The sequence below is a fragment of the Roseinatronobacter alkalisoli genome, assembly GCF_028745735.1.
Taxonomy (GTDB): Bacteria; Pseudomonadota; Alphaproteobacteria; order Rhodobacterales; family Rhodobacteraceae; genus Roseinatronobacter; species Roseinatronobacter alkalisoli.
Genome location: NZ_JAQZSM010000007.1, coordinates 153832 through 178811, shown reverse-complemented (window position 1 = coordinate 178811; position 24980 = coordinate 153832). Strand labels below are relative to the sequence as shown.

The window sequence follows — 24980 nt, the reverse complement described above, 5'->3', positions numbered from 1 at the left end:
GTTCGCCACGATTGACAGTCATGTTGATGTCGCGCAGCACATGGAACGTGCCATACCATTTGTTCATCGCCGTGATCTGAATGGCAATTTCATCGCTGATCTGCATCTGACTGGTGTCGATTGCGCGATCCACGGGAATTTCAATTGTCGTTTCGGTCATGCTGTGACCCCCTTACCTGTGATCCGTTTTCAGCTTGCGTTCCAGATACATGGAATAGCGCGACATGCCGAAACAGAAGATGAAGAACAAAGCCCCGATGAAGATGAACAACTCCCAGTAAATACCATTCCAGTCGGTATCGGCGCGGATGGCATTTGACAGCCCGATCGGGTCCAGCAACCCGATGAAGACAACCAGTGTCGTGTCCTTGAACAGGCCGATAAACGTGTTCACGATGCCAGGGATGGAAATTTTCAGCGCCTGCGGCATGATAATCAGCCGCTGCGCCTTCCAGTAGTCCAGACCCAGCGCATCCGCGGCTTCATATTGGCCCTTTGGCAGGGCAGCAAGGCCACCGCGTATCACTTCGGCCATATAGGCGGATGCAAACAGCGTCACCATGATGATCACGCGCAGGATCAGGTCAAATGCGGTGCCCGGCGGCAGAAAGTAGTTCAGCAGCAGCGACGCGGTAAACAGAAGCGTAATCAGCGGCACACCACGGATGAATTCAATCACCATCACACAGACAGATTTCACGAAGACCATGTCCGATTGCCGCCCCAGCGCCAGCAGAATGCCGATGGGCAGCGACAGCGAAATCCCCGACACCCCGATAACAAGCGAGATCAGAAAGCCCCCGAACCGGTCGGAGCGCACGAAATCCAGCCCGATCGGCGCAACCGATGTCATGGCCGATGTAAATGTGCCTGCGAAGAATATCCACCACAGCACTGGCACCAGAATCGCCCCGGTGATGGCAACCAGCGGCGCAATCCTGGCCAGCACCCGAAAGGCGACATAGCCCAGCACAAAACCCAGAATTACGGAAACCGGCAACCAGACCGACCCGCCCCAAAGCAGATGATAGGCCACAAAGGGGTACAGCGCCGACAAACCCAGAAACTTACGCGGCACCTGGCTGAACAGGACCGGGGCAAGCGCGACAAATAACAGGATCAGCGACAGGACAGGCCGCCAGTAAAGATGCGGCGGGTAAAACCCGAACAACAACTGGTGCCACCGGTCCTTGATAACCGCGAAACAGGCCCCGCTTGCGCCATCCAGAATTTCGCGGCATTCGCGCAGCGATTGGGCATTCCAGACCGCATTCAGCAGCCAAGGCCCGATTGCCGACAGCAGGTACCAGATGGCCAGCAGCGACAGCACCGTCAGAATGGTATTCAGCCAACCGGAAAACAGGTTCTCACGTAGCCATTTGACAGCGCCCTTTTCCGCAATCGGTGGTGATGCCTCCGGCAGCATGCTTTCGCGGACATAGGCAACGGTCTGTGCGTGGGTATCGCTCATGTCTACCGCTCCTTCAGTTTGACGCGGGAATTATAGACATTCATCGCCCCGGATATGGTCAGGCTGATCGCCAGATAGATCAGCATCATCAGAAGCATGCCTTCAAGTTCGCGCCCGGTCTGGTTGATGGTGATCCCGCCCAACGTGGACCGAAGGTCCATATACCCCACCGCCAGACCAAGTGACGTATTCTTGGTGATATTCAGATATTGCGAAATCAGTGGCGGGATGATCACGCGCAGGGCTTGCGGCAGAATGACCAGCCGCATCGTCTTGCCCGGTTGCATACCAAGGGCGAACGCGGCCTCTGTCTGGCCTCTGGAAATTGCCAGAATGCCCGCGCGCACGTTCTCGGCCACGAAAGCGCCGGTATAAATGCCAAGGCCCAGCCACATTGCAATCAGCGAATTACGCAGATGCGTGCCGCCCGCAAAATTGAAGCCACGCAGTTCAGGGTAATCCAGATAGGCCCCAAGCGCGACAAGGATGACAACAACCGGGCCAAGCAGGATCAGAATGCTTTTCCACCATGTTTTCGGGCGTATGCCGGTCGCGTTCTGCACAGCTGTCGCATGTGCGATCAGGCGCTTGTTTGCATAGATGCCTGCAATGATGACAAAAAAGACCAGCAACCAGTTCAACGATGGCGCAACCGGACCAATCCGCAGGTCACCCAGATCGCGCACGAATTCTATGGAAGGGATATAAACACCGCGATTGGTCACCGCGACAGCATCGTTAAACAGCATGCTCGCCGCCGGATCATCGCCGCGAAAGGCGCTTGGCGCAGGCATGGCTTCGGTCATGATTGCGCCGAAGATCACGATCCACAGCAATGTGGGAATATTGCGGAACACTTCAATATAAACGGTCATCAGTCGCCCGACGATCCAGTTATTGGACAGCCGCAGCACACCCGCAACCACCCCCAGAACCGTAGCCAGCGCACAGGCAAGAACCGCCAGAATGATGGTGTTCAGAAAACCCACAAGCGCCGCGCGGCCATGGGTCATCTGGCTGTCATATGCGATGGGGCGTTGGTTGATGTCGTACCCGGCAGGTGCATTCAGAAACGCGAAGCTGAAATCGCGCCCCAGCGCCCGCAGATTGCTGACTGTATTGTCAATCAGCCAGGCGGCACCAAGCATCAGCATGAACAGGAAAAACACCTGTATCGTAATCGACCGGTAGCGCTGATCATAAAGCAGCATACTTGGTCGGAAGGAACGTTTCGGAACGCTGGTCATACGGCGCAGATCATCAGAAGTGGACATCATAAACTCCTGTCCCTGGCCACGGCAAACCGCGCAGCCAAAGCATGCTCAGACAACAAAGAGGGCTGATACAGGAAAAACGCGCGCCACAAGGGCGCGCGTTTTCATGTCGGTTAACGGAAGGGCGGTGCGTATAGCAGGCCGCCCTGTGTCCACTGTGCGTTCAGACCACGCGCCAGTCCGATGGGCGTCTGCTCGCCGATCGTGGCCGAGAAGATCTCGCCATAGTTGCCAGCGGCAGCGATGGCACGGACAGCCCATTCACTGTCCAGCCCGAACATTGCACCCAGATCACCTTCGCTGCCCAGCAGACGGTTGATTTCCGGGTTGTCGGTACCGGCCTTCATCTCATCGATGTTGGCAGAGGTAACGCCAAGTTCCTCTGCTGCGATCAGGGCGAACAGGGTCCAGCGACCGATATCAGCCCATTGGTCGTCACCATGGCGCACTGCCGGCCCAAGCGGTTCCTTGGAAATGACTTCCGGCAGAATCACATGGTCAGACGGGCTTGCAAAGGATGCCCGCGTCGCGGCCAGACCCGATACGTCAGTGGTGTAAACGTCGCAGGCACCAGCCAGGTATTGCTGTTGCGCTTCGGCGTTGGTTTCAATCGGAACCGGTTCATAGGCCATGCCATTGACGCGGAAATAGTCGGCAAGGTTCAGCTCGGTCGTGGTGCCGGTCTGGATACAGACAGTCGCCCCGTCCAGTTCCAGCGCAGAGCTGACACCCAGATCGCGCGTGACCATGAAGCCCTGACCATCATAGTAATTGGTTCCGAGGAAGGTGAAATTCAGGTCAACATCGCGCGAGAAGGTCCAGGTTGTGTTCCGGGCCAGAATATCGACTTCGCCCGACGCCAGTGCCGAAAAGCGCGTTTGCCCGGTGGTCGGAACAAAGTTCACGGCCATCGGGTCATCCAGCACTGCTGCTGCCACGGCACGGCAGAAAGCAACGTCAAAGCCCTGCCAGACGCCGTTTCCATCGGGTGCAGAAAAACCTGCAAGACCGGTGGAGACACCGCAGTTGAGTTCGCCACGGGATTGCACTGTTTCCAGCGTAGTTTGCGCCTGTGCTAGGCCAGCAACAAGCGTCGTCGCGGCGAAAGCGCCGAGAAATACGGAGTTCTTCATGTTTACCTCTCTGTTGTCGCCGCCTTGGCGGCGGTCTGTCCCCCACCATTTTAGGCGAAGGTAGCAATCAGGCTGTTACACCTGATACCATAGGCAAGTTTGTGCCGATAATGGCAAATCGGTCAAGCCCGTAAATAGCCATATGCCCACATTTCGGAACAACCGCCTTGAAATACAGTGCATATCAGGCAATTGTGCGGCCTATATTCCGGATAAGCACAACTTTCAGTCGAAACGGCCTGCGTCAATACCGCGTACTCCTGTTCGCACTGTGGGTTCTGCATACAATTGTTTTAATTCAAAGATGCTGCGCCATGCACGGCGTTTGCCGTCCCGCGCATGACACATACTTAGGGCCAGGCAGGCGGCGCCAAAAGCGTGGGCGAAACGCGTCACCGGCCCGTTGAATAGAACAGTCAAGGCCAGTTAAATTATTGCCGCCTGCGCCCGCATCCGGCAACCTCCGCAATCCCCCGCGTTCTTCCGGTTTCCTGCAGATATCGCTGTCACGCCACACAAGATATACACAGGAATTTTATACCGACCCGGCGATTTCGCTTTACTCATGACCTGTTTCAGCACACCATGTAGTGTAAGCGATACCAAAAGCGCGCAGATTATAGGGTCACCCACTGTTGCTTGTGGTTCAACACAAATGACAGTCCAATCACCGGAACGAGGCGGGTATGTCAGCAACAGAATTTTACCTTTCAACCGATCCGATCCACCCGATCGACATTGTCGAGACATTGGCCGACCATAATGACTGGGATTTCGACCGCATGGCCGAGGACCAGATCGCCATGGTCGTCGAAGGGCAATGGCGCAGCTATGCACTGACGCTGGCCTTGTCGCCGGATGAAGATATGCTGCGCCTGATCTGCACATTCGACATGGACCCGCCCGACGCCGCATTGCCCGCCGTTTATGAAACCATCAACCGGGCGAATGACATGGTCTGGTCCGGCGCGTTCAGCTTCTGGGCCAGTCAGCGCCTGATGGTCTGGCGCTACGGGTTGCTGCTTGGCCAGGACCAGACCGCCGAAATGGACCAGATTGACCGCATGATCCGCACAGCCATCACGGCGGCGGAACGGTTTTATCCGGCGTTTCAACTGGTCGCCTGGGCCGATCACAGCCCGAAATCGGCGCTTGATCTGGCATTGTCCGAAGCTGTCGGACACGCCTGATCCGGTCGCGGGGTTTCCCGCCCGTTCCGGCACCCCGTCCACCCCGCCCCCTTGACGCTGCCCCGCTGCGGCGCAACAAGTGTTCAAAACACATGAAGGGGGCATCATGACACTTGACCGGATTCACGCACAGGGAATGGTTCTGCTGGGTTGCGGCAAGATGGGATCTGCCCTGCTGGCGGGCTGGCTGGCACGCGGTATTCCAGCATCGAATGTGCATGTCATCGAACCGCACCCGTCAGACTGGCTGCGCGACAGTGGAGTTGCGCTGAACGGGGCGGTGCCGGATGCGCCTGCGGTGGTCGTGCTGGCGGTCAAGCCGCAGATGATGGGCGATGCGCTGCCTGCGTTGCAATCGCTGGGCAATGGGCAAACCCTGTTCCTGTCAATCGCGGCGGGCACACCGCTTGCACGGTTCGGCGATATTCTGGGCCAGCAGACCCCGATTATCCGCGCCATGCCCAACACCCCTGCCGCTGTCGGACGCGGAATTACCGCACTGATCGGCAATGCCCATGTGTCCGAACCCGACATGGAAATGGCGGAATCCCTGCTTGCGGCGGTTGGCCAGACATTGCGGCTGGAAAATGAATCGCAGATGGACGCGGTGACAGCCGTTTCGGGGTCCGGCCCGGCCTATGTCTTTCACCTGATCGAGGCCATGGCCCGCGCCGGTGAATCGCAGGGGTTGTCGCCGGACATGGCCATGCAACTGGCGCGCGCGACAGTGACAGGGGCCGCCGCCCTTGCACAGGACAGCACGGAAACCGCCGCGCAACTGCGCGTCAATGTTACCAGCCCCGGCGGCACCACGGCTGCAGCACTGGCGGTGCTTATGGATGAGGCGGATGGCCTGCCCCCGCTTATGGTCCGTGCGATTGGCGCTGCGGCAGACCGCTCGCGGGAGTTGGCGCAATGACTAACCCGATCAGTTTCGACGATTTCCTGAAGGTTGATATCCGCGCAGGCCGCATCAGCCGTGCCGAACCTTTTGCACAAGCGCGCAAGCCCGCCATCAAGCTATGGATCGATTTCGGCCCGGAGTTGGGCGAGAAGAAATCATCCGCACAGATTACGGGCCTGTATACACCTGAAACACTGATCGGTCGGCAGGTCATGGCGGTGGTGAATTTCCCGCCCCGGCAGATCGGTCCTTTCATGTCGGAAGTGCTGGTGCTGGGCGTGTCCGACGCGCAGGGGCATATCTCGCTGCTGGCCCCGGACCATGACGTGCCCGAAGGCGCGCGGATGCATTGAAAGTCGCATGATGAAGGAACTCTATATCACCCGCCCCCTGCCCGAGCGTGTCCTGGAACGCGCGCGGGAAAATTTCAACGTGACACTGCGCGCGCAGACATCGCCCCTGAAGAAGGGGGAAATGCGCGCAGCGTTGGTGCTGTATGACGTGATCATCCCGACATTGGGGGATATGTTCAGCGCCGAAGTGTTCAGCGGGATGGAAACGGCACGCTGTCGTTTGCTGGCGAATTTCGGCGTGGGGTATAATCATATTGATGTTGCTGCCGCGCGACAGGCCGGTGTGGCGGTCACCAACACGCCCGGCGCGGTAACTGACGCCACGGCCGATATCGCGCTGATGCTGGTCATGATGTCTGCGCGCCGCGCGGGCGAAGGTGAACGGCTGGTGCGCGCGGGAAAATGGTCGGGCTGGCACCCGACACAAATGCTGGGCCTGCATCTGGGTGGCAAGACCTGCGGGATAATCGGCATGGGCCGCATTGGTCAGGCAATCGCAAGGCGCGTGCATTTCGGGCTGGGGATGGAGGTGGTCTATCACAACCGCTCACCCCGCGCGATTGATCTGCCCGCGCGCCAGCTTGACAGTATCACGGATGTATTGGCGGCCTCCGATGTGGTGGTGCTGGCGGTTCCGGGCGGGGCGGATACGCGCCATCTGATCGGGGCGCAGGAACTGGCGGCAATGCGCCCACACGCCCATCTGGTCAATATCGCGCGCGGCGATGTGGTCGATGAAGCGGCCCTGATTGCCGCTTTGCAGCAGGGCCGGATCGCAGGCGCGGGGCTGGATGTCTATGAATTCGAACCGGATGTACCAGTGGCCCTGCGCCGCATGGAGAATGTGACCCTGCTGCCACATCTGGGCACCGCCGCACTGGATGTCCGCGAAGAGATGGGCATGATGGCGCTGGAAAACGCGATTGCGCATGCGCAGGGGGACGCGTTGCTGAACCCGGTGTGAAACGGATGTCGGGGCATTGCCAAAGCGTGCGGAACAAAGGCCGCAGGCCGCCGCACCATCGGTGGGCCGTCCCGCGGCCTGCCGATTTCGCTGGTGCTGAATCAGCCCTTGAATGTCGGAGTCCTGCCGCATGGATAAAGTGAACTTCTAATACCTGGGACCGGCAGACCCCGGCCCACCGCTGGCGCGGGCTATATCCATTCCCCCCCTTCAGGCCGGAACCACCCGCAAACGGGTATTCCGGCCTGGTCGGGTCACGCGCTGGCGGCTATTCCATCGCCTCCAGCTCATCGATGAAGCCTGCGATCATCTGCAACCCCTTGTCCCAGAAGGCAGGGTCGGACGCATCCAGCCCGAAGGGCGCCAACAGATCCTTGTGGTGTTTGGACCCACCTGCGGCCAGCATGTCGAAATACTTGTCCTGAAACCCCTCTGGCGCATCCTGATAGGCCGCGTAAAGCGCATTCACCAGCCCGTCACCAAATGCATAGGCATAGACATAAAACGGCGAATGCACGAAATGCGGGATATACGCCCAGAAGGTTTCATACCCGTCCATATATTCAAACACCGGCCCCAAACTTTCGGCCTGCACGCTCATCCACAGCGCGTTGATGTCGTCAGGCGTCAACTCACCTTCGCGCCGTGCCGCATGCAGCTTGCATTCGAAATCATAAAACGCGATCTGGCGCACGACCGTGTTGATCATGTCCTCAACCTTGCCGGCCAGAAGAATTTTGCGTTCAGACTGGGTTTTCGCCTGTGCCAGCATTTTCTGGAAGGTCAGCATCTCGCCGAACACAGACGCGGTTTCCGCCAGCGTCAGGGGTGTTGACGACAGCAATTCCCCCTGCCCTGCGGCCAGCCGCTGATGCACCCCATGCCCCAGTTCATGCGCCAGTGTCATCACATCGCGCGGCTTGCCCAGATAATTCAGCATCACGAAAGGATGCGCATCTGTCACTGTCGGGTGGGCAAATGCGCCCGGTGCCTTGCCGGGTTTCACCGCTGCATCGATCCAGCCATTGCTGAAGAAAGGTTCAGCCAGTTCGGCCAGTTTCGGCGAAAACCCTGCATAGGCATCCAGCACAGTCTGGCGCGCATCATCCCAGCTGAACACGCGCGGCGCTTCCAGCGGCAGGGGCGCGTTGCGATCCCAGACTTCCAGCTTCTCCAGCCCCATCCAGCGCGCTTTCAGCGCATAATACCGATGGCTCAGGTTCGGATAGGCAGCGACCACTGCATCGCGCAGCGCCTGCACAACTTCGGGTTCGACATGGTTGGACAGATGGCGGGCATGTTGCGCTGATGGCATCTTGCGCCAGCGATCTTCGATTTCCTTTTCCTTGGCCAGTGTGTTGTGCACCCGCGCAAACAGTTTCAACTGCCCCGAAAACACAAAGGCCAGCGCCTGTGCTGCGGCCTGTCTGCGCTTGCGGTCAGGGTCGGTCAGCAGGTTCAGCGTGGCTTCCAGCCCCAGCGGCTCGGACTCTCCCTCCACCTCGAAATGCAGGCCCGCCATGGTTTCATCGAACAGACGGTTCCACGCAGCAGACCCGACCGTGGACTGGTCATGCAGGAATTTTTCCAGCTCATCCGACAATTGATGCGGGCGCATGGCGCGCATGCGGTCAAACACCGGGCGATACCGCGCCAGATTCGCATTGCCAGACACCAACGCATCAAACGCGGCATCATCGATGCGGTTCATTTCCAGTGTGAAGAATACCAGCGGCGTGGTCGCATCAGTCACGCGGTCCTGTGCATCGGCCATGAATTTTGCACGTTCCGGGTCAACCGTGTTCTGATAATAGCGCAAGCCCGCATAGGACATCAGCCGCCCGGCAACCATGTCGATCTTTTCATAGCGCTGCACGCAGTCCAGCATGTCCGCGCCCGACAGCTGCGCAAGCCTGCCTTCATACGCGGATGCGAATGCTGCGCATTCCTGCCGCAGCCAGTCAAAATCGCGGGTCAGTTCCGGCGCATCGGGGGCCGTGTATAGCGCGCTTAAATCCCAATCGGGCAGATTGCCGAATTCGGTCTTGGTGGTGCTTTGCTGGTCAAGTGGCATGGACTACTCCGCTGTGAACTTGACCAACACTTAGGCCGCGTGGCCCCGCGCTGCAACCGCTTCAGTCCATCTCTTTGAAGGGCCATGGTTTGGCATCAGTGGCAACTGACAGATAGCGCGCAGCCTTGGCGATCCATGCCCCCACCATGCAGCCGAAATCCGCCAGCCGTTCATTGGGCTGGCGTTTGTCGATGATGACAACGACAAACTGAATGACAGCCACCAGAAACAGGATGGATTGCGCCACCGACATCATTGCCGCGATAATCAGCATATAGACCAGCCGCAGCAGAAGCGATTCTGCGGGTTTTTCCAGCGGCGGGGACGGGCGGTCGTCGTCAATATCTTGCATCATGTATATCCTTCAGAATCTTTTTGTCGCAGCCTAGCGCATCAGAACACGCAGCACCAGAAATCACGGCGTGCTGACCTGTCCGCCGCCTACGGCAGCAGCAACACCTGTGGTGCCGGGGCAGGATGTGGGCAATCCGCGCGCCACCCGCACTGCAAGATAGGCGAATGCCTGTGCTTCCAGCATGTCACCATCCAGCCCGACCGATTCGACAGGCACAACCGGACAGGCCAGACGCCGCGCTATCCGGCGCATCAGGTCAGCATTGTGCCGCCCACCACCACAGACCAGAAGCTGCGCCGGTTCGGCAGGGAAATGGGCAAACCCTTCAGCCACGGCGGCGGCAGCGCATTCCGACAGCGTGGCCAGTGCATCAGCATCGGATAAATGCGCCACCGCACCATCCAGCGCGGGAAAATGGCGATCCAGCGATTTGGGCGGCATCCGGAAGAAATAGCCATCTTCCAGAAAGGCGCGCACAACATCCGCATCCACCTGCCCGGTGGCCGCCAGCGCCCCCCCTTCATCGCGGGCAAGCCCAAGGCGGGACTGGCACAGATCGTCCAGCGGCGCATTCGCAGGGCCGGTGTCAAAGGCCAGAAGCGCGCCTTCATCTTCGGGTTTTGCCCTGGACGGGTCCACCCATGTCACATTGCCCACACCGCCAAGGTTCAGGAACGCAACGGGGGCTTTTGCCCCGATGTGACGCGCCAGTGCGAAATGGTAAAACGGTGCCAGTGGGGCGCCCTGCCCGCCAAGCTGAATGTCGGAGCTGCGAAAATCCCAGACCACCGGATAGCCTGCCACCAGTGCCAGCACCGCCCCCGACCCGGCCTGATGCGTGCCGCGTCCGCGCGGGTCATGCGCCAATGTCTGGCCGTGAAAACCCGCAAGTTCCACCCCGTCGAAACGCGCCATGATTTCTGCATGCGCCGTTTCCACCAGTTCGGCCACATCCTCTACCCCGTCGTCGCCCGGCCAGCGGCCAAGGGCTGCGCGCAAGACCGCGCGTTCACTGTCCGTATAGGCGCGGTACGCGGTCGGGCCGAAACCTGCGATCCTTTCGCCATCGGTGCGCAGCAGGGCTGCATCCACACCGTCAAGCGAGGTGCCCGACATCATTCCCAGCACGGTAACGGGTTGTGATTCCAACATGGGCTTTTCCTTGGCAGCCTGCGCGGCTATAGAACGCGCAATCGGCCATCCGGGACAAGCAAAAATGACCTACAGACCCAAATCAGATTTCCTGAACATCCTTCAGGCACGCGGCTTCTTTGACAATTGCACCGATCTGCAAGGTCTGGACGAAGCGCTGATCAAGGGGGTTGTACCCGCCTATATCGGCTATGATGCCACGGCGAAATCGCTGCATGTGGGCCATTTGCTGAATATCATGGTGCTGCGCTGGTTCCAGAAATGCGGCCATAAGCCCATCACCCTGATGGGGGGCGGCACAACCAAGGTGGGCGACCCAAGTTTCCGGTCGGATGAACGCCCGCTGCTGGATGGGGCCGCGATTGCAGCCAATATCGCGGGTATGCAACAGGTTTTCGCGAAATACCTGTCCTATGACGACAGCGCCGCTGGTGCGGTCATGCTGAACAATGCCGAATGGCTGGACGGGCTGAACTACCTTGATTTCCTGCGCGATGTGGGGCGGCATTTCAGCGTGAACCGCATGCTCAGCTTTGAATCGGTCAAGTCGCGGCTGGACCGCGAACAGTCGCTGTCCTTTCTTGAATTCAACTACATGATCCTGCAAGCTTATGATTTTGTGGAAATATTCCGCCGCCATGGGTGCCTGTTGCAGATGGGCGGATCGGACCAATGGGGCAATATCGTCAATGGTATTGACCTTGCGCGCCGCATTGCGGACGCAGAAATCTTTGGTCTGACCACGCCGCTTCTGACCACATCGGACGGGCGCAAAATGGGCAAATCGCAAGGCGGTGCCATCTGGCTGAATGCCGATATGCTCAGCCCTTATGAGTTCTGGCAGTTCTGGCGCAATACCACTGATGCCGATGTCGGGCGTTTTCTGAAACTTTACACTGAACTTCCGGTCGAGGAATGCGACCGGCTGGGCGCGCTGGAAGGGTCGGACATCAACGCGGCCAAGGTCATTCTGGCCAATGAGGTGACGACCCTGTGCCATGGGGCGGATGCTGCCGCCACCGCTGAAGCCACGGCGCGCGACGTGTTTGAAAAAGGGGGCCTGGGCGATGACCTGCCCACGCTGACACTGAGCGCAGCCGAGTTGGCAGACGGCATGTCGATGGCACAGCTTTTCGTGCGCTCCGGGCTGGCGAAATCCGGCAAGGACGCCAAACGCCTGATCCTGGAAGGGGGGGCGCGCGCGAATGATGCGCTGGTCACCGATGCAGGCCAGATGATCAGTGCGGCTGATCTGGCGCAGCCGGTGAAGCTGACCGCCGGCAAGAAGCGCCACGCGCAGGTGGTGCTGGCCGGGGCCTGAAAAGATGACACCGCCTGACCTTGATGCCCTGCCCGCCAGACGCGCGGCGCCGGGCCGGGGCGGATTATTGGATATTTTTACCAGAATGAAAGCAGGACGGCGCTTTTATTCTGCCATGCCTGGCGCGCGCGTATCAGGGCAAGGGGTGACATCATCCTTGACGCTTGCGGGGTGGTTCTGCCCCCGATCTGCAGCACGCCATTGCAATCTGGCGTGGTCTGTCCTGTCGCGGCCGGAGGTCACGAAATTCCACCGGATATGGCGCGGCCGCGCCCCGGGGGGGGGCAGCGCCGGATGTAGGTCGGTCACCGGGGGATAGCACCACATCCGGATAGGAGTTGTCGGAATAAAGTGTTGCAGGCGCAACTTCCCCATCGGCGGTGCCGGGGATCAGGCGCGCGGTGATCCCGGTATCGATGATCCGCGCGTCAAGCGCATCTGCCCGACGTTATCGGGGGGCATCCGCCCCCGCCCCCGCCCCGCGCGCGTCATATCTCGCCGCGCAGCAGGTGGTCCATGGTCAGCGAGGGCTGCGAACAGCCCGCTTCCCCCACCACGCGCGCGGGAACACCGGCGACAGTGCTGCGCGACGGCACTTCTTCCAGCACGACGGACCCTGCAGCGATGCGGGCGCAATCGCCCACGCGGATATTCCCCAGCACCTTGGCCCCCGCCCCGATCAGCACCCCATTGCCGATTTTCGGGTGACGGTCGCCATCCTGCTTGCCGGTGCCGCCCAGCGTGACCGAATGCAGCATCGACACATTATCACCGACGACTGCGGTTTCCCCGATAACAATGGAATGGGCGTGATCGATCATGATTCCCTGACCGATCCGCGCACCGGGATGAATGTCCACACCGAACACTTCGGACACCCGCATCTGTATCAGGCTTGCAAAATCACTGCGGCCCTGCAGGCACAGCCAATGCGCGATGCGGTAGGCCTGCACCGCCTGAAAGCCCTTGAAATACAGAAGCGGTTTCATGAACCGTTCGCAGGCCGGGTCACGTTCGAAAGTGGCGACGATATCGGCGCGCGCGGCTGTGCCCAGACCCGGATCGCGGGCATGGGCTTCGTCCATGATTTCACGCAGAATCTGTTCCGACATTTCGGCAGAGGCCAGTTTCTGTGACAAACGGAAGGCAAGCGCCTGTTCCAGTGTCCTGTGATGCAGAATCGAGGAATGGAACACACCGCCCATCAGCGGCTCCATTTCCACTGCCGCGCTTGCCTCTTGGCGGATCCGGGACCAGACCGGGTCAAGTTCAGGCACAGGGCGCGGGTTCTTGCTGAGTTCGGGCATGGGGCAGATCCTTGTCATATTGCCTGCAGGCACTGGCGCGTATCAATGAAAATAAGCACATGAAACAGGAAAACAACGCCTGTCATGTCAGACCGGACATAAAGCGCGCAGCGCACGCAATCTGGCAAGCGGGATGGCTGCGGTCGCAACAGCAGTGAAAACATGCACTGTGTCCAGTTCCGGATCAGTAATCGCGAGATCGGACACCCACCCGCCCATGCCCAGATACATGCGCAGCAAGGCAGGCAGGGCCTGTCTTGCGGCTTGCGGGTCGACAATTTCATCCGGCAGGTTACTGGCACGCGGATGAATGCTGCCGGGCAGCAGGGCGGCGGGGCCAAGGTGATTCGCCTTCAGCCACGCCAGCGCCAGCCTGTGGCGCGCCACATCCTGCCCCCGGAACGAGGTGCAACCGAACATCAGATCGACATTCGCGTGAAGAACAACCAGCGTCACCCCGGCCAGAAGGGCGCGCAAGGCATCAGGCATGTTATCCGCGTGTTCCACCTGACATAACCGCCCGATTTCCAGCGCGCGCGCATAGTGTCGTGCCACCGCCGACAGGTCATAGAACTGTGCCGTATAGGTGTCGGGGAATGCCGCCCCCTGCGTGACCAGCCGCAGCCGCGCAGTGGCCAGCAATTGCGCGCCGTCAGGATCGGACACCATCAGATGCACGCACAGCGAATCAAAGCGGTCTCTGTCGGATTTCGCCTGCCCGTCCGGCAGAAAACGCGCCCGCCGCAACGCATGAACCTGCTGAAGGTCAGCTGTGCTTTGTGCGATACGGACGGGGAAACCGCCGATGACCAGCCCGCCCGCAACCAGGTCAGCGGGAAACGCTGTCAGTTCGCGCGCAGGAAAATGCGTTATCGTCATTGGTTCGTCTGCCTGTCGCGGTGTTCATATCAGGCAATCCCGTCCCGGTTATCCTAGCCACCCAGCATCTGGGCGGGGTTGAACCTGCCGAAATTGGACATAAGCTGTCGCAACACACTCATACCAGAGGGGCCGGTATCAGTGACACGGCGCGACAGCGCAACAATCTCTCCGTCCTCCAGCCCGAAGCGTTCGATATTGGACACTCTATCAGCGGAATCAAACGAAATTGCGACAATCTGGCGGTCCACTTCAACAGGGGCGCGCCATCCTTCTTCGATCCAGTCACTCTGGACATAAAACCAGCCGGACCCTTCCATCACACCGGACACACCGGGACGACCGATCTTTTCCTCGACGCTCTGGCGCGTGTCGCGTCCCACCTCGATTTCAGCGAGTTGCATGTCATCCGGGGCGTAGCCGTGAAAACGTGCGACTGGGCTGCACGCCACGAAAGCCAGAATCAGGACGGGTGACAAGATCCACAATCCGAATGTTCGCATGCGCAGCAATACCTCTTGAACCTGTCCCATTATCGGGCACATCAACAGCCTGCACACAACAATGTGCGGTGCTGCCCATGGCCAGCTTTGGCAAAAGGGATACAGAAGGATGCGACGCTATTCAAGAAAGGAACGAAACACTCTATAAAGTCATGCAACTTTCCCATTCCAGCATATCGAGGATTTCGTGACCGGATCACCTGCCCAGCCAAGTTTATCCGCCCCCGTGAAGGTGGCCCAACTGAATGCACGCAAGCCCGTGCCGTTTGATTTGCAGCCCGATGCCGCATTGCGCGCCAGTATTGCGCATGATCTGGGGCTGCTGAGTCTGCGTAAATTCCGCTTTCAGGGGGAATTGCGCCCTCTTGGCCGACAGGACTGGGAAATCAGCGCATCGCTTGGGGCGACGGTGGTGCAATCCTGCGCCGTGACGCTGGACCCGGTGACCACCCGAATCGATGAAACCGTGCAGCGCCGCTATCTGGCGCAGATGCCGGAGCCGCAGGGACATGAGATCGAAATGCCCGACGATGACACCCAGGAAGCATTGGGCGCCATGATCGACCCCGGTTCGGTGGCGATTGAAGCGCTGGCGCTTGCAATTCCCGCCTTCCCCCGCATTGACGGGGCCACCCTGCCCGGCGAAGGCACATTGAGCGCCGCCCCCGAAGGTGCCGCCCCGCTGCCCGCGCAGGAAAGGCCAAAACCATTTGCCGGGCTGGCGGGTCTGCGCGAAAAACTTATGCGCGATCAGAATAAGGACTGAACAAACCCGCCCGCGGGCAAATTCCGGCTTGAAAACTGCCGCAAAGCAAGTATTTTACGCCGCTCATGCAAAGAGGGCTTGGAAACGCGGGATAAGCCGTGTATGCCGCGCCTCAAATCGCAACCCCTAGATTCCGCGTTTGTCGGGGGCCCAGTCCGGGCTTACCTGCAAACGCCTGCAACCCGAGGTTTGATATGGCCGTCCAACAGAACCGCGTTACCCGCTCTCGTCGTAACATGCGCAGGTCGCATGACGCATTGGTCGCGGGCAACCCGAACGAATGCCCCAATTGCGGCGAACTGAAGCGCCCGCACCATGTGTGCCCGTCCTGCGGCCACTATAACGACCGCGAAGTCGTTGCAGCCGCACCGGCTGTCGATCTGGACGACGACGCCGCATAAGATCGCTGATCATGCCTATCTGGTTGATCCATGTCTGACGCGCCGCACGGTCGCATTCCCTTTGACGCCAGCATGACCACCATTTCGGTGGATGCAATGGGCGGGGATTACGGACCGGAAGCTGTCGTCGGCGGGTGTGCCATTTCGGCCAGCCGGAACAGCGATATCGCGTTTCTGCTGCATGGCGATGAATCGGTGCTGAAGGCGCTGGTCGCACGCGAATCCGCTCTGGCGGACCGCGTGCATATTATTCACAGCCCCGGCGTTGTCAGCATGGAAGACAAACCCGCGCAGATCATGCGGCGCGGGCGTGACACATCCATGTGGTCCGCTGTAACGGCCCTGCGCGACGGTCAGGCGCAGGCGGCTGTGTCCTGTGGCAATACCGGCGCGCTGATGGCGGTGTCGATGCTACGGCTACGCAAACTGCCCGGTGTTCACAGGCCCGCAATCGCCTGTCTGTGGCCATCGCACGGGCCATATGGTTATAACACCATGCTTGATGTCGGTGCCGATGTGCGCGCTGACGAAGAATCCCTTCTGCATTATGCCCTGATGGGGTCGGCCTATTTCCGCAATGCCTTTGGCGCGGTGCATCCGCGTGTGGGCTTGCTGAATGTGGGCACCGAAGAACATAAGGGCCGCGCCGAAATCAAGGAAGCCGCGCGGCTGATCGCCGATGCTGCCGAAGTCGGGCGGTATGAATTCGTGGGTTTCGTCGAAGGCAATGACATTCCGTCCGCGCATGTCGATGTCATTGTCACCGATGGCTTTACCGGGAATGTAGCGCTGAAAACCGGCGAAGGCACTGCAAAACTGATGGGGGATGTGCTGCGCACCGAACTGGAACGCAGCCTGTTTTCCAAACTTGGCGGATTATTCGCGATGCGCCCCCTGAAGCGGATGAAAAAACGGCTGGACCCGCGCCTTGCGAATGGCGGCGTTTTTCTGGGGCTGAACGGAACTGTCGTCAAATCACACGGGTCTGCAGACGCGACTGGCGTGTCTTCGGCGATCAAACTTGCGTTCACTTTGGCGCAATCCGGCTTTCAGGATCGCATGGCAGAGCGTATATCTGCTGTTTCAGACGCCTTGCAGGAACGGTTGCTCAAGGCCACGGATGACGCGGGAACCGGCCCCCTTGCCGCACCGCGCAGCACTTCAGACGGGACAGATCAGGCATGAGCGTAACCAGAGCGGTGATTCGAAGCACAGGTCATTATCTGCCCGCGCGTGTCGTGCCGAATGCGGAATTCGCAAAAACGCTGGATACAAGTGATGACTGGATCGTATCGCGTTCAGGCATAGAGCGGCGCCATTTCGCGGCAGAGGACGAATACACCTCAGATCTGGCCATCAAGGCCGCGCGCGCCGCGCTGGACAATGCCGGGCTTGCTGCCGACGATATCGACGCCGTGATTGTCGCCACATCCACCCCGGATTTCACCTTTCCCGCTGTCGCGACGCAAGTACAGGCCGGGCTGGGCATGCGCAGCGGGTTTGCCTTCGACATTCAGGCCGTCTGCGCGGGATTTGTCTTTGCGCTGGCAAATGCGACCGGGCTGATCATGGCTGGTCAGGCGAAACGGGTTCTGGTGATCGGTGCGGAAACCTTCTCGCGCATTCTGGACTGGAATGATCGCAGCACCTGCGTGCTGTTCGGCGATGGCGCAGGGGCCGTCATTCTGGAAGCGCAGACCGGCACAGGCAAGAATACCGACCGCGGTGTTCTGGCATCTGATCTGAATTCAGACGGGCAATACCGCGAACTTCTGTATGTTGACGGTGGTGTGTCGCGTACCGGCACGGCCGGCGTGTTGCGCATGCAGGGCCGCGAAGTGTTCCGCCACGCCGTCGAAAAGCTGGCGACATCGGCCAACAGTGCCCTGGACAAGGCCGGGTTGCAGGCAGACGATGTGGACTGGGTTGTGCCCCATCAGGCCAATCTGCGCATCATCCGGGGCACGGTGCAAAAGCTTGGCCTGTCCATGGAAAAGGTCGTGGTCACTGTGCAGGATCATGGCAATACATCTGCGGCATCGATTCCCCTTGCACTGTCGGTTGCCAATGCCGAAGGGCGCTTTCACCCCGGCGATGTCATCGTCACCGAGGCCATTGGCGGCGGTCTTAGCTGGGGCGCGGTTGTTCTGCGCTGGTAATCGCGTTTCAAGGGCGGATTAACGCCCGTCTGCAACCCCCTGATATTGACTCGTAAAACTCTTTCCCGCATCCTGTTCGCTCAAAGCGGGGAACAGGTATGTCAAATAAAACACTCACAAGAATGGACTTGACCGAGGCCGTCTTTCGCGAGGTGGGCCTGTCGCGCAATGAATCCTCTGCCTTGGTGGATTCCGTGTTGCAACATATCTCGGATGCGCTGGTAGATGGCGAGCAGGTCAAGATTTCGTCTTTTGGCACGTTTTCACTGCGTGACAAGAATGCCCGGCTGGGCCGCAACCCCAAGACCGGCGAAGAAGTGCCCATCTCTCCGCGGCGCGTGCTGACATTCCGCCCGTCCCATATCATGAAAGAGCGGGTCATCGACGGAAACCGCGGATAAGGTGCCCCCATGCGCAAGGCCCCAGAGGCGTTTCGCACCATAAGCGAAACCGCAGAGGCGCTGGAAACCCCCGCGCATGTCCTGCGGTTCTGGGAAAGCAGGTTTTCACAGGTCAAACCTGTGAAGCGCGCCGGTGGGCGTCGCTATTACCGGCGTGCGGATATTGACCTGCTTGCAGGTATCAAGGAACTGCTGCACGGACAGGGCATGACCATTCGCGGCGTGCAGAAACTGCTGCAGGAAAAGGGCGCACGCCATGTGGCCGCCCTCGCCCCTGTCATGGACAAGACATTGGGCGAAGATGAACGAGCGGATGCGGAACCAATGCCCGCAGCCCCGGCAGCAGCCCCTGCGCCGGTTTCGCCGCCAGTCGCCACACCAACCCCGTCAACGGCCCCTGCACCGGTTTCCCCGTCAACAGCCACACCAAGGCCCCCAGCGCCGGTTTCCCCACCGGTGGCCCCACCAACGCCCAACGCCCCGCAAACCCCGCCTTCCCCGCAGCGCACCCGCGTTGAACCGGCAAACCTGACTGCGCCAGTGGCACCGCAGCGCCCCCCGGAACCGGTGCAGCAGCCCCCTGCAACTGCGGCAGAACCGCCATCCCCGGAAAGCGTCGCGCCACTCGCTGCGCAAAAGGCACCACAACCCGATGATCCGCACCTGCCCGGCGCCGGCACCACCGCCGCGTCCGCAGAAACCAAAGCGACAACCACGGCAACAACCGCTGTCAGGCTGGCCCATGACATACGCCGCCGCCTGCCCGTTGCTGCCCCCGATGCAGCCCGGATTACCCCCCTTCTCACCCGGCTGGAGGGGCTGCTGGCGCGCATGGCGGCAAAAGCTGAACAGGACCAGCCGCCCCGGTAACGCGCCCCACGCCGGATTTTCACAACGCCGGTTCGGGCGCAGAAAACCGGTTCCCTGCTTTCCGCGACCGGCCGCTGCGACCGCCCGCATGCCCCCGCCATGAAAGCGGCAGTTTTTTCGGAATTCGCGCTTGCCCTCACCGCGGAATCGGGTAGAAAGCGCGCATTGATGTCGGGCTATAGCGCAGTCTGGTAGCGCGTCCGTCTGGGGGACGGAAGGTCGCAGGTTCAAGTCCTGCTAGCCCGACCATTTTCTTCCGGCATCACTGACCTGTTTTCCTGCACCTGGCGCGTGGCAGGCAAGAGGGTGGACAAACACCGCCCCCGATGCATAGAAGCACAAAACATTATCAGGGGACACGCATGAGCGAACGCGGCGTTTTGCCATCTCAGGATTTGCGCGCCATGATTGCGCGCGGCGAAATCACGGCACCGGCCGAAATAGAGGATGCCCAGATCCAGCCCGCAAGCCTTGACCTGCGGCTGGGCACGCGCGCATGGCGGGTGCGTGCATCCTTTCTGGCAGGCAAGGGCAACCCTGTGTCCGAGCGGCTGAAACTGTTTGAAATGCACCAGATGGACCTGACAGATGGTGCGGTTCTGGAAAAGGGCTGCGTCTATGTCGTGCCCCTGATGGAATCGCTTGCGCTGCCTGCGGGGGTACAGGCCGTTGCCAATGCCAAAAGTTCCACCGGCAGGCTGGATTTGCTGACCCGTGTCATCACCGATGACGGGACCGAATTTGACCGCGTGGCCGAAGGGTATCGTGGGCCGCTTTACGCTGAAATCTGTCCAAGATCGTTTTCCGTGCTGGTCCGCCCCGGCATGCGCCTGAACCAGATCCGGTTTCGCGCGGGCCATGCCGTGCTGGATGATGATGAACTGGCCACACTGCACGCCACGCAGACATTGGTGCCGGGCACGCCGGTTATTTCGCAGGGGCTGGGGTTTTCAGTTGACCTGCGCCCGGATAACGGGACGCTGGTGGGCTACCGCGCCAAGCCGCATACCGGCGTGATTGATCTGGACAGGATCGCCGCCTATGACCCGCGCGATTTCTGGGAAGAACTGCATTCCGACAACGGGCGCATCATTCTGGACCCCGGCGCATTCTATATTCTGGTCAGCCGCGAAGCTGTGCATATTCCGCCTGATTATGCGGCGGAAATGGCGCCGTTTCTGGCCATGGTGGGTGAATTCCGGGTGCATTACGCGGGCTTCTTCGATCCCGGTTTCGGTCATGACGCAGCTGGCGGCACCGGGTCGCGCGGGGTGTTGGAAGTGCGTTGCCATGAAGCGCCTTTCGTGCTGGAACATGGCCAGATCGTCGGGCGGCTGGTGTATGAACATATGCGCACGCGGCCCACGCGGCTTTACGGGGCGGATATGGCGTCGAATTATCAGGGTCAGGGGCTGAAACTGGCCAAACATTTCAGGATGGCAGGCTGATGCTGGACCCCGCGTTTCTGATCACGGCTTTTGTCACATTGTTTGTGGTGATCGACCCGATCGGGACCGCACCGCTGTTTCTGGCCCTGACCCAGGGCATGAGTGCGGCACGGCGGCGTGTCATCGCGCTGCGCGCCTGTCTGATTGCGGTTATCCTGCTGGCGCTGTTCGGGCTGGCGGGCGAGGATTTCCTGAATGCCATCGGCATTTCGATGCCCGCCTTCCAGATTGCGGGCGGTATCCTGCTGTTCCTGACCGCGCTGGACATGCTGTTTGACCGCCGCGCGCGCCGCCGCGCTGATCATGCCGACGAGGGAGAGGGAGAGGCCGCAGATGACCCATCTGTCTTTCCGCTGGCCATGCCGCTGATTGCCGGCCCCGGTGCCATGGCAACGATGGTGCTGCTGATCAATGACGCGGGGCGCAGCGTTGAAGGAATTGCACTGATCACCGGTGTCATGCTTGGCGTTGTGGGAATGGTTCTGCTAGCGTTTCTGGCCGCCGGACCGATTGAACGGTTGCTGCGGCGCACCGGAACCATGGTCATGACACGCCTGTTCGGCCTGCTTCTGGCCGCGCTTTCGGTGCAGTTCGTCATGAACGGTGCCGCCGCTATCGGGCTGTTGCCTGTGGTTCAGTCGGGCCTGTAGGGGCTGTCAGGTGGCGTGCGGGGTTGTGCAAACAGAGGCTTGGGCAATTCCGGCCTGAAACAGATGTTTGGCAATGCCCCAAGCCGCGCCATCGGTCCGAAATTGGGGGAAGGCTTTATGCAAGCCCCATACTCCGACATCCGGGGACCAAATCAACGCCAGCCAAACCGAAGGGCTCGCGCCTTTTGTTTCACGCCTTGAAGTGCGCAATACATGCTTCAGGCTGAGGTCACCGGGAAACCAGTGTCACGACATATTCCGCAACATGCTTTGCGATGCCAAACTCCGACGCGCGCGCCCAAGGTTGGCGCGTAAACGCAGCCATATCTGTCAAACAGACGCTGCGCTTATTCTGCCGCGCTTGGTTTTATCTCGGGCAATTCCGGCTGCGCATCTGCGCTGGATTTGCGCGGTTTGCGCGTGTTGCGGCGCGGTTTTGGCTTCTCATCGCTGGCGGCAGCATCACTTACAGGGGCATCGGCCTTTGGCGCTGCGGGTCTGGTCGTGCGTTTGCGCCGTACAGGTTTGCGGGTGCCCTCGCCTTCGGCATCGGTATCTGCCTTCTGCGACGGCTGGGCCGGGGTTTCCGGCCTGTCCGCTATGACAGTTGTATGCTTCGCTTCCGGGGTTTCAACCAGAGTGCTGTCAAAAGCATCTTCCTGATCCTGCACCGAAAACGCATCTGATCGCGTGTCGGATACAGATTGCGGAGCGCTGTCACCATTGCTGGCATAGGTCGCATTCCCCTGCTGCGGCTGCTGCGCATCGCCTTGTTCAAAGCGGTCATCAGGCGAACGGCGCTGGTGACGGTTGCGGTCGTCATTCTGTTGGCGGTTGCGGTCGTCCTGCTGACGTCCGCGGTCATCATTCTGCTGGCGGCTGCGGTCGTCCTGCTGCTGGCGGCGCGCATCGGCTTCGGCCTGCATTTCGCGCTGCGCCTGCGCCAACATGCGCGTGTAATGTTCCGCATGCTGTTGAAAGTTTTCTGCGGCCACACGGTCATTCGACAGCTGCGCATCGCGCGCAAGAACCTGATACTTTTCAATTATTTGCTGCGGCGTGCCGCGTACCTTGCCTTCCGGCCCCGAGCTGTCAAAGACGCGATTGACAATATTGCCCAAGGATTTCGGGCGGTTCGATTTCGAACGCGAGCGTTGTTTGGTTGATCTCATACTGTAAAAATTCCGGCCCTATGTGGCATGGCGTGCGAACCAGTCGCGGAGCAAATCGGCAAGCGAGTTTTCCGGTAGGTTGCAAGGGAAACCAAGGTCAGCGCCGTGTCTGGCACCGCGACCTAATGGCGGTTGTGTGCCATGGCTACGCTGTCATGACAAGGGTTTTATACGGCAAATCGTCAAATTCCGCAGGATATTGCCAAAAAACACACAGCCACGGGGTCCGGATGCCCGGCTACTGCGGAATATGGCCCAGAACAACACGGTCATGGCCCGACAGATCACGCAGAACGGCAATGTCCTCAAACCCGGCGCGCGTGAACAGTTCCTGCACATCCTGCCCCTGGGTTACACCGATTTCCACCACCAGCCCACCACCAGGGCGCAAAAAGGCCGGGGCCTGCGCACAAATCAGGCGATAAGCCGCAAGTCCGCTGCCGTCATCGGCATCGGGCACCAGCGCCATACGCGGTTCCCATTGGCGCAATTCGGCAGACAATGTGTCCAGTTCCGGCGCGGAAATATAGGGCGGGTTCGAGACGATCAGATCAAAGCGGCCGGTCACACCGGAAAACCAGTCGGAATGCCGCAGTTGCGCCCGGTCCTGCACCCCATGCTGGCGGGCATTTTCTGCCGCCACCCGCAATGCGGCAGGCGACAGATCCACCCCCACCCCCTGCGCCCCGGCCCGTTCGGCCAGCAACGTCAGCAAAATCGCGCCCGATCCGGTGCCAAGATCCAGCACATTGCTGAAATCACGCGCCAGCGCCGCGTCAATCAGCGTTTCGGTTTCGGGGCGCGGATCCAGCACATCAGGCGTGACACGGAACCGCCGCCCCCAGAAATCACGGTAGCCGATAATCTGGGCCACGGGCTGATGGCGGGCGCGGGCTTCGATTGCGCTGCAAAACCGCGCGGCCTGTGCATCACTTATAGGGTCGGGCAACACAAGGGTCAGGCGTGCGGCGTCAATACCCAGCACATGGGCCAGCAGCCAGCGCGCATCGCGCGGCGCGCCCTCAATACCTGCCGCACGCAACTGTGCCACAGCGGCGGCCAGTGCTTGCGCGGCAGTGCTCATGCCTCCATCTCGGCCAGACGGGCGGCCTGATCGGCGGTGCTCAGCGCGTCGATCACCTCTTCCAGATCCCCTTGCATGATCTGGTCCAGCTTATACAGCGTCAGGTTGATGCGGTGGTCCGTCATCCGTCCCTGCGGGAAATTATAGGTCCGGATGCGCTCAGACCGGTCACCCGACCCGACCTGCGCCTTGCGCGCGCTGGCACGGTCATCGGCGGCGCGCTGACGTTCCATGTCGAACAGTTTCGCGCGCAGAACCTGCATTGCAATCGCGCGGTTCTGGTGCTGGGATTTTTCGGAACTCATCACCACAATGCCGGTGGGAATATGGGTAATGCGCACGGCCGAATCGGTCGTGTTCACATGCTGCCCGCCCGCGCCGGATGCGCGCATCGTATCAATGCGGATGTCCTGCGCGGGAATGTCGATATCGACCTCCTCTGCCTCTGGCAGGACGGCCACGGTTGCGGCGGATGTGTGGATTCGCCCGCCGGATTCGGTGACCGGCACGCGCTGCACGCGGTGAACACCGGATTCGAATTTCATCCGCGCGAAAACCCCTTCGCCTGCAATACGCATCACGGCTTCGCGCAGGCCACCCAGTTCAGTTTCGCTGTAGCTGACCATCTGCACCTGCCAGCCGCGGTTTTCAGCATAGCGCTGATACATGCGCAGCAGATCGGCGGCAAAAAGACTTGCTTCCTCGCCGCCGGTGCCGGGGCGCAGTTCAAGCAGCGCGGGGCGGGCATCGGCGGCATCTTTGGGCAGAAGCGCCAGCTTCAATGCCTGTTCCAGCGCGGGAAGCGCGGTTTCCAGACGGGTCAGTTCTTCCTGGGCCAGCGCGCGCATTTCGGGGTCATCGCACATGGCCAGCGCATCCTCGCGGTCCGCAAGCGCCTGCTGATAGGCTGCGATCTGTTCGACAACCGGCTTCAGTTCGGCATATTCGCGCGACAGTGCCGCCATATCCTGCGATGCCACGCCTTCCATAAGGCGGGCTTCCAGGAAGCCGAAGCGACGGGTGATCTGGTCAAGCGTATCGGATTGGAACATAGCGTAAGCATGTGGCGCGGCGGGCGGAAATGGTCAAGCCCCTGCTGCCCTTGCACTGGACCTGCCTTTGCCAAGGCGATAAACTCCGGCCATCAAA

General features: G+C 60.3%; 25 protein-coding genes, 1 tRNA gene and 1 pseudogene. 14 read left to right on the top strand and 13 right to left on the bottom strand.

The window, feature by feature from the left end:
- The 4 genes and pseudogenes from PUT78_RS10300 to PUT78_RS10285 all read right to left on the bottom strand — a co-directional run.
- Window positions 1–160 (bottom strand): annotated as a pseudogene (locus PUT78_RS10300) (amino acid ABC transporter ATP-binding protein); the annotation flags it as partial.
- Between the two features lie 12 nt (window positions 161–172).
- The gene (locus PUT78_RS10295; RefSeq protein ID WP_274352174.1) at window positions 173–1471 is read right to left on the bottom strand and encodes an amino acid ABC transporter permease; all 1299 of its coding nucleotides are present in this window, start codon (window positions 1469–1471) and stop codon (window positions 173–175) included.
- Between the two features lie 2 nt (window positions 1472–1473).
- A complete protein-coding gene (locus PUT78_RS10290; RefSeq protein WP_420793491.1) occupies window positions 1474–2727 on the bottom strand; it encodes an amino acid ABC transporter permease in 1254 nt (417 codons plus the stop codon).
- A gap of 131 nt (window positions 2728–2858) precedes the next feature.
- Window positions 2859–3878, bottom strand: coding sequence for an amino acid ABC transporter substrate-binding protein (locus PUT78_RS10285; RefSeq protein WP_274352172.1), 1020 nt, complete (start codon window positions 3876–3878; stop codon window positions 2859–2861).
- A 686-nt stretch (window positions 3879–4564) separates the two neighbouring features.
- Between PUT78_RS10285 and PUT78_RS10280 the strand changes: the two genes are divergently transcribed.
- From PUT78_RS10280 to PUT78_RS10265, 4 genes are all read left to right on the top strand, one after another.
- Window positions 4565–5068, top strand: a complete 504-nt coding sequence (locus PUT78_RS10280; protein WP_274352171.1) for a type III secretion system chaperone family protein — start codon at window positions 4565–4567, stop codon at window positions 5066–5068.
- A gap of 106 nt (window positions 5069–5174) precedes the next feature.
- Entirely contained in the window at window positions 5175–5987 is an 813-nt protein-coding gene (gene proC / locus PUT78_RS10275; RefSeq protein WP_274352170.1) for a pyrroline-5-carboxylate reductase, read from the top strand.
- Window positions 5984–6325: a tRNA-binding protein gene (locus PUT78_RS10270; protein WP_274352169.1), complete on the top strand. Its 342-nt coding sequence runs from the start codon at window positions 5984–5986 to the stop codon at window positions 6323–6325. The genes proC and PUT78_RS10270 overlap by 4 nt, the downstream gene beginning before the upstream one ends.
- Before the next feature lie 10 nt (window positions 6326–6335).
- Window positions 6336–7289: a 2-hydroxyacid dehydrogenase gene (locus tag PUT78_RS10265; protein WP_274352182.1), complete on the top strand. Its 954-nt coding sequence runs from the start codon at window positions 6336–6338 to the stop codon at window positions 7287–7289.
- A 268-nt stretch (window positions 7290–7557) separates the two neighbouring features.
- On the opposite strand, the gene PUT78_RS10260 is transcribed toward PUT78_RS10265, so the two are convergent.
- From PUT78_RS10260 to PUT78_RS10250, 3 genes are all read right to left on the bottom strand, one after another.
- Complete coding sequence (locus tag PUT78_RS10260) at window positions 7558–9363, bottom strand: M3 family oligoendopeptidase (RefSeq protein ID WP_274352168.1); 1806 nt, start codon at window positions 9361–9363, stop codon at window positions 7558–7560.
- A 61-nt stretch (window positions 9364–9424) separates the two neighbouring features.
- Window positions 9425–9718, bottom strand: coding sequence for a DUF4389 domain-containing protein (locus PUT78_RS10255; RefSeq protein ID WP_274352167.1), 294 nt, complete (start codon window positions 9716–9718; stop codon window positions 9425–9427).
- A gap of 60 nt (window positions 9719–9778) precedes the next feature.
- Entirely contained in the window at window positions 9779–10870 is a 1092-nt protein-coding gene (locus PUT78_RS10250) for an anhydro-N-acetylmuramic acid kinase (protein WP_274352166.1), read from the bottom strand.
- Window positions 10871–10934: 64 nt separating this feature from the next.
- On the opposite strand from PUT78_RS10250, the gene tyrS reads away from it, so the two are divergent.
- Window positions 10935–12191: a tyrosine--tRNA ligase gene (gene tyrS / locus PUT78_RS10245; protein WP_274352165.1), complete on the top strand. Its 1257-nt coding sequence runs from the start codon at window positions 10935–10937 to the stop codon at window positions 12189–12191.
- A 488-nt stretch (window positions 12192–12679) separates the two neighbouring features.
- Here tyrS and cysE read toward each other — a convergent pair whose 3' ends face one another.
- The 3 genes from cysE to PUT78_RS10230 form a co-directional block, all read right to left on the bottom strand.
- Window positions 12680–13498 (bottom strand): serine O-acetyltransferase, encoded by an 819-nt coding sequence (gene cysE / locus PUT78_RS10240; RefSeq protein WP_274352164.1) that lies wholly within the window; start codon window positions 13496–13498, stop codon window positions 12680–12682.
- A gap of 87 nt (window positions 13499–13585) precedes the next feature.
- Window positions 13586–14377, bottom strand: coding sequence for a GNAT family N-acetyltransferase (locus PUT78_RS10235; protein WP_274352163.1), 792 nt, complete (start codon window positions 14375–14377; stop codon window positions 13586–13588).
- Between the two features lie 53 nt (window positions 14378–14430).
- Window positions 14431–14910 (bottom strand): outer membrane protein assembly factor BamE, encoded by a 480-nt coding sequence (locus PUT78_RS10230; protein ID WP_274352162.1) that lies wholly within the window; start codon window positions 14908–14910, stop codon window positions 14431–14433.
- Between the two features lie 157 nt (window positions 14911–15067).
- On the opposite strand from PUT78_RS10230, the gene PUT78_RS10225 reads away from it, so the two are divergent.
- The 9 genes from PUT78_RS10225 to PUT78_RS10185 all read left to right on the top strand — a co-directional run bounded on the left by PUT78_RS10225 (window position 15068) and on the right by PUT78_RS10185 (window position 21575).
- Window positions 15068–15646, top strand: coding sequence for a YceD family protein (locus PUT78_RS10225; protein WP_274352161.1), 579 nt, complete (start codon window positions 15068–15070; stop codon window positions 15644–15646).
- 194 nt (window positions 15647–15840) lie between these two features.
- On the top strand, window positions 15841–16047 hold the full coding sequence (gene rpmF, locus PUT78_RS10220; RefSeq protein WP_274352160.1) for a 50S ribosomal protein L32: 207 nt from the start codon (window positions 15841–15843) through the stop codon (window positions 16045–16047).
- Between the two features lie 30 nt (window positions 16048–16077).
- Entirely contained in the window at window positions 16078–17232 is a 1155-nt protein-coding gene (plsX, locus tag PUT78_RS10215; RefSeq protein ID WP_274352159.1) for a phosphate acyltransferase PlsX, read from the top strand.
- Window positions 17229–18206, top strand: coding sequence for a beta-ketoacyl-ACP synthase III (locus tag PUT78_RS10210; RefSeq protein ID WP_274352158.1), 978 nt, complete (start codon window positions 17229–17231; stop codon window positions 18204–18206). Before plsX ends, PUT78_RS10210 begins: the two co-directional genes overlap by 4 nt.
- A 98-nt stretch (window positions 18207–18304) precedes the next feature.
- Window positions 18305–18607 (top strand): integration host factor subunit alpha, encoded by a 303-nt coding sequence (gene ihfA, locus PUT78_RS10205; RefSeq protein ID WP_274352157.1) that lies wholly within the window; start codon window positions 18305–18307, stop codon window positions 18605–18607.
- A 9-nt stretch (window positions 18608–18616) separates the two neighbouring features.
- Window positions 18617–19477: a MerR family transcriptional regulator gene (locus PUT78_RS10200; protein ID WP_274352156.1), complete on the top strand. Its 861-nt coding sequence runs from the start codon at window positions 18617–18619 to the stop codon at window positions 19475–19477.
- Between the two features lie 172 nt (window positions 19478–19649).
- A tRNA-Pro gene (locus tag PUT78_RS10195) sits at window positions 19650–19726 on the top strand.
- A 113-nt stretch (window positions 19727–19839) separates the two neighbouring features.
- Window positions 19840–20925 (top strand): 2'-deoxycytidine 5'-triphosphate deaminase, encoded by a 1086-nt coding sequence (locus PUT78_RS10190; protein ID WP_274352155.1) that lies wholly within the window; start codon window positions 19840–19842, stop codon window positions 20923–20925.
- Window positions 20926–20927: 2 nt separating this feature from the next.
- Complete coding sequence (locus tag PUT78_RS10185) at window positions 20928–21575, top strand: MarC family protein (protein WP_274352181.1); 648 nt, start codon at window positions 20928–20930, stop codon at window positions 21573–21575.
- A gap of 347 nt (window positions 21576–21922) precedes the next feature.
- Here PUT78_RS10185 and PUT78_RS10180 read toward each other — a convergent pair whose 3' ends face one another.
- The 3 genes from PUT78_RS10180 to prfA all read right to left on the bottom strand — a co-directional run bounded on the left by PUT78_RS10180 (window position 21923) and on the right by prfA (window position 24883).
- Window positions 21923–22747 carry a DUF4167 domain-containing protein gene (locus tag PUT78_RS10180; protein WP_274352154.1) on the bottom strand — a complete coding sequence of 275 codons (825 nt, stop codon included), beginning with the start codon at window positions 22745–22747 and terminating at the stop codon, window positions 21923–21925.
- A gap of 238 nt (window positions 22748–22985) precedes the next feature.
- The gene (gene prmC / locus PUT78_RS10175) at window positions 22986–23831 is read right to left on the bottom strand and encodes a peptide chain release factor N(5)-glutamine methyltransferase (protein ID WP_274352153.1); all 846 of its coding nucleotides are present in this window, start codon (window positions 23829–23831) and stop codon (window positions 22986–22988) included.
- The gene (prfA, locus tag PUT78_RS10170; RefSeq protein WP_274352152.1) at window positions 23828–24883 is read right to left on the bottom strand and encodes a peptide chain release factor 1; all 1056 of its coding nucleotides are present in this window, start codon (window positions 24881–24883) and stop codon (window positions 23828–23830) included. The genes prmC and prfA overlap by 4 nt, the downstream gene beginning before the upstream one ends.
- Window positions 24884–24980: the final 97 nt, after the last annotated feature.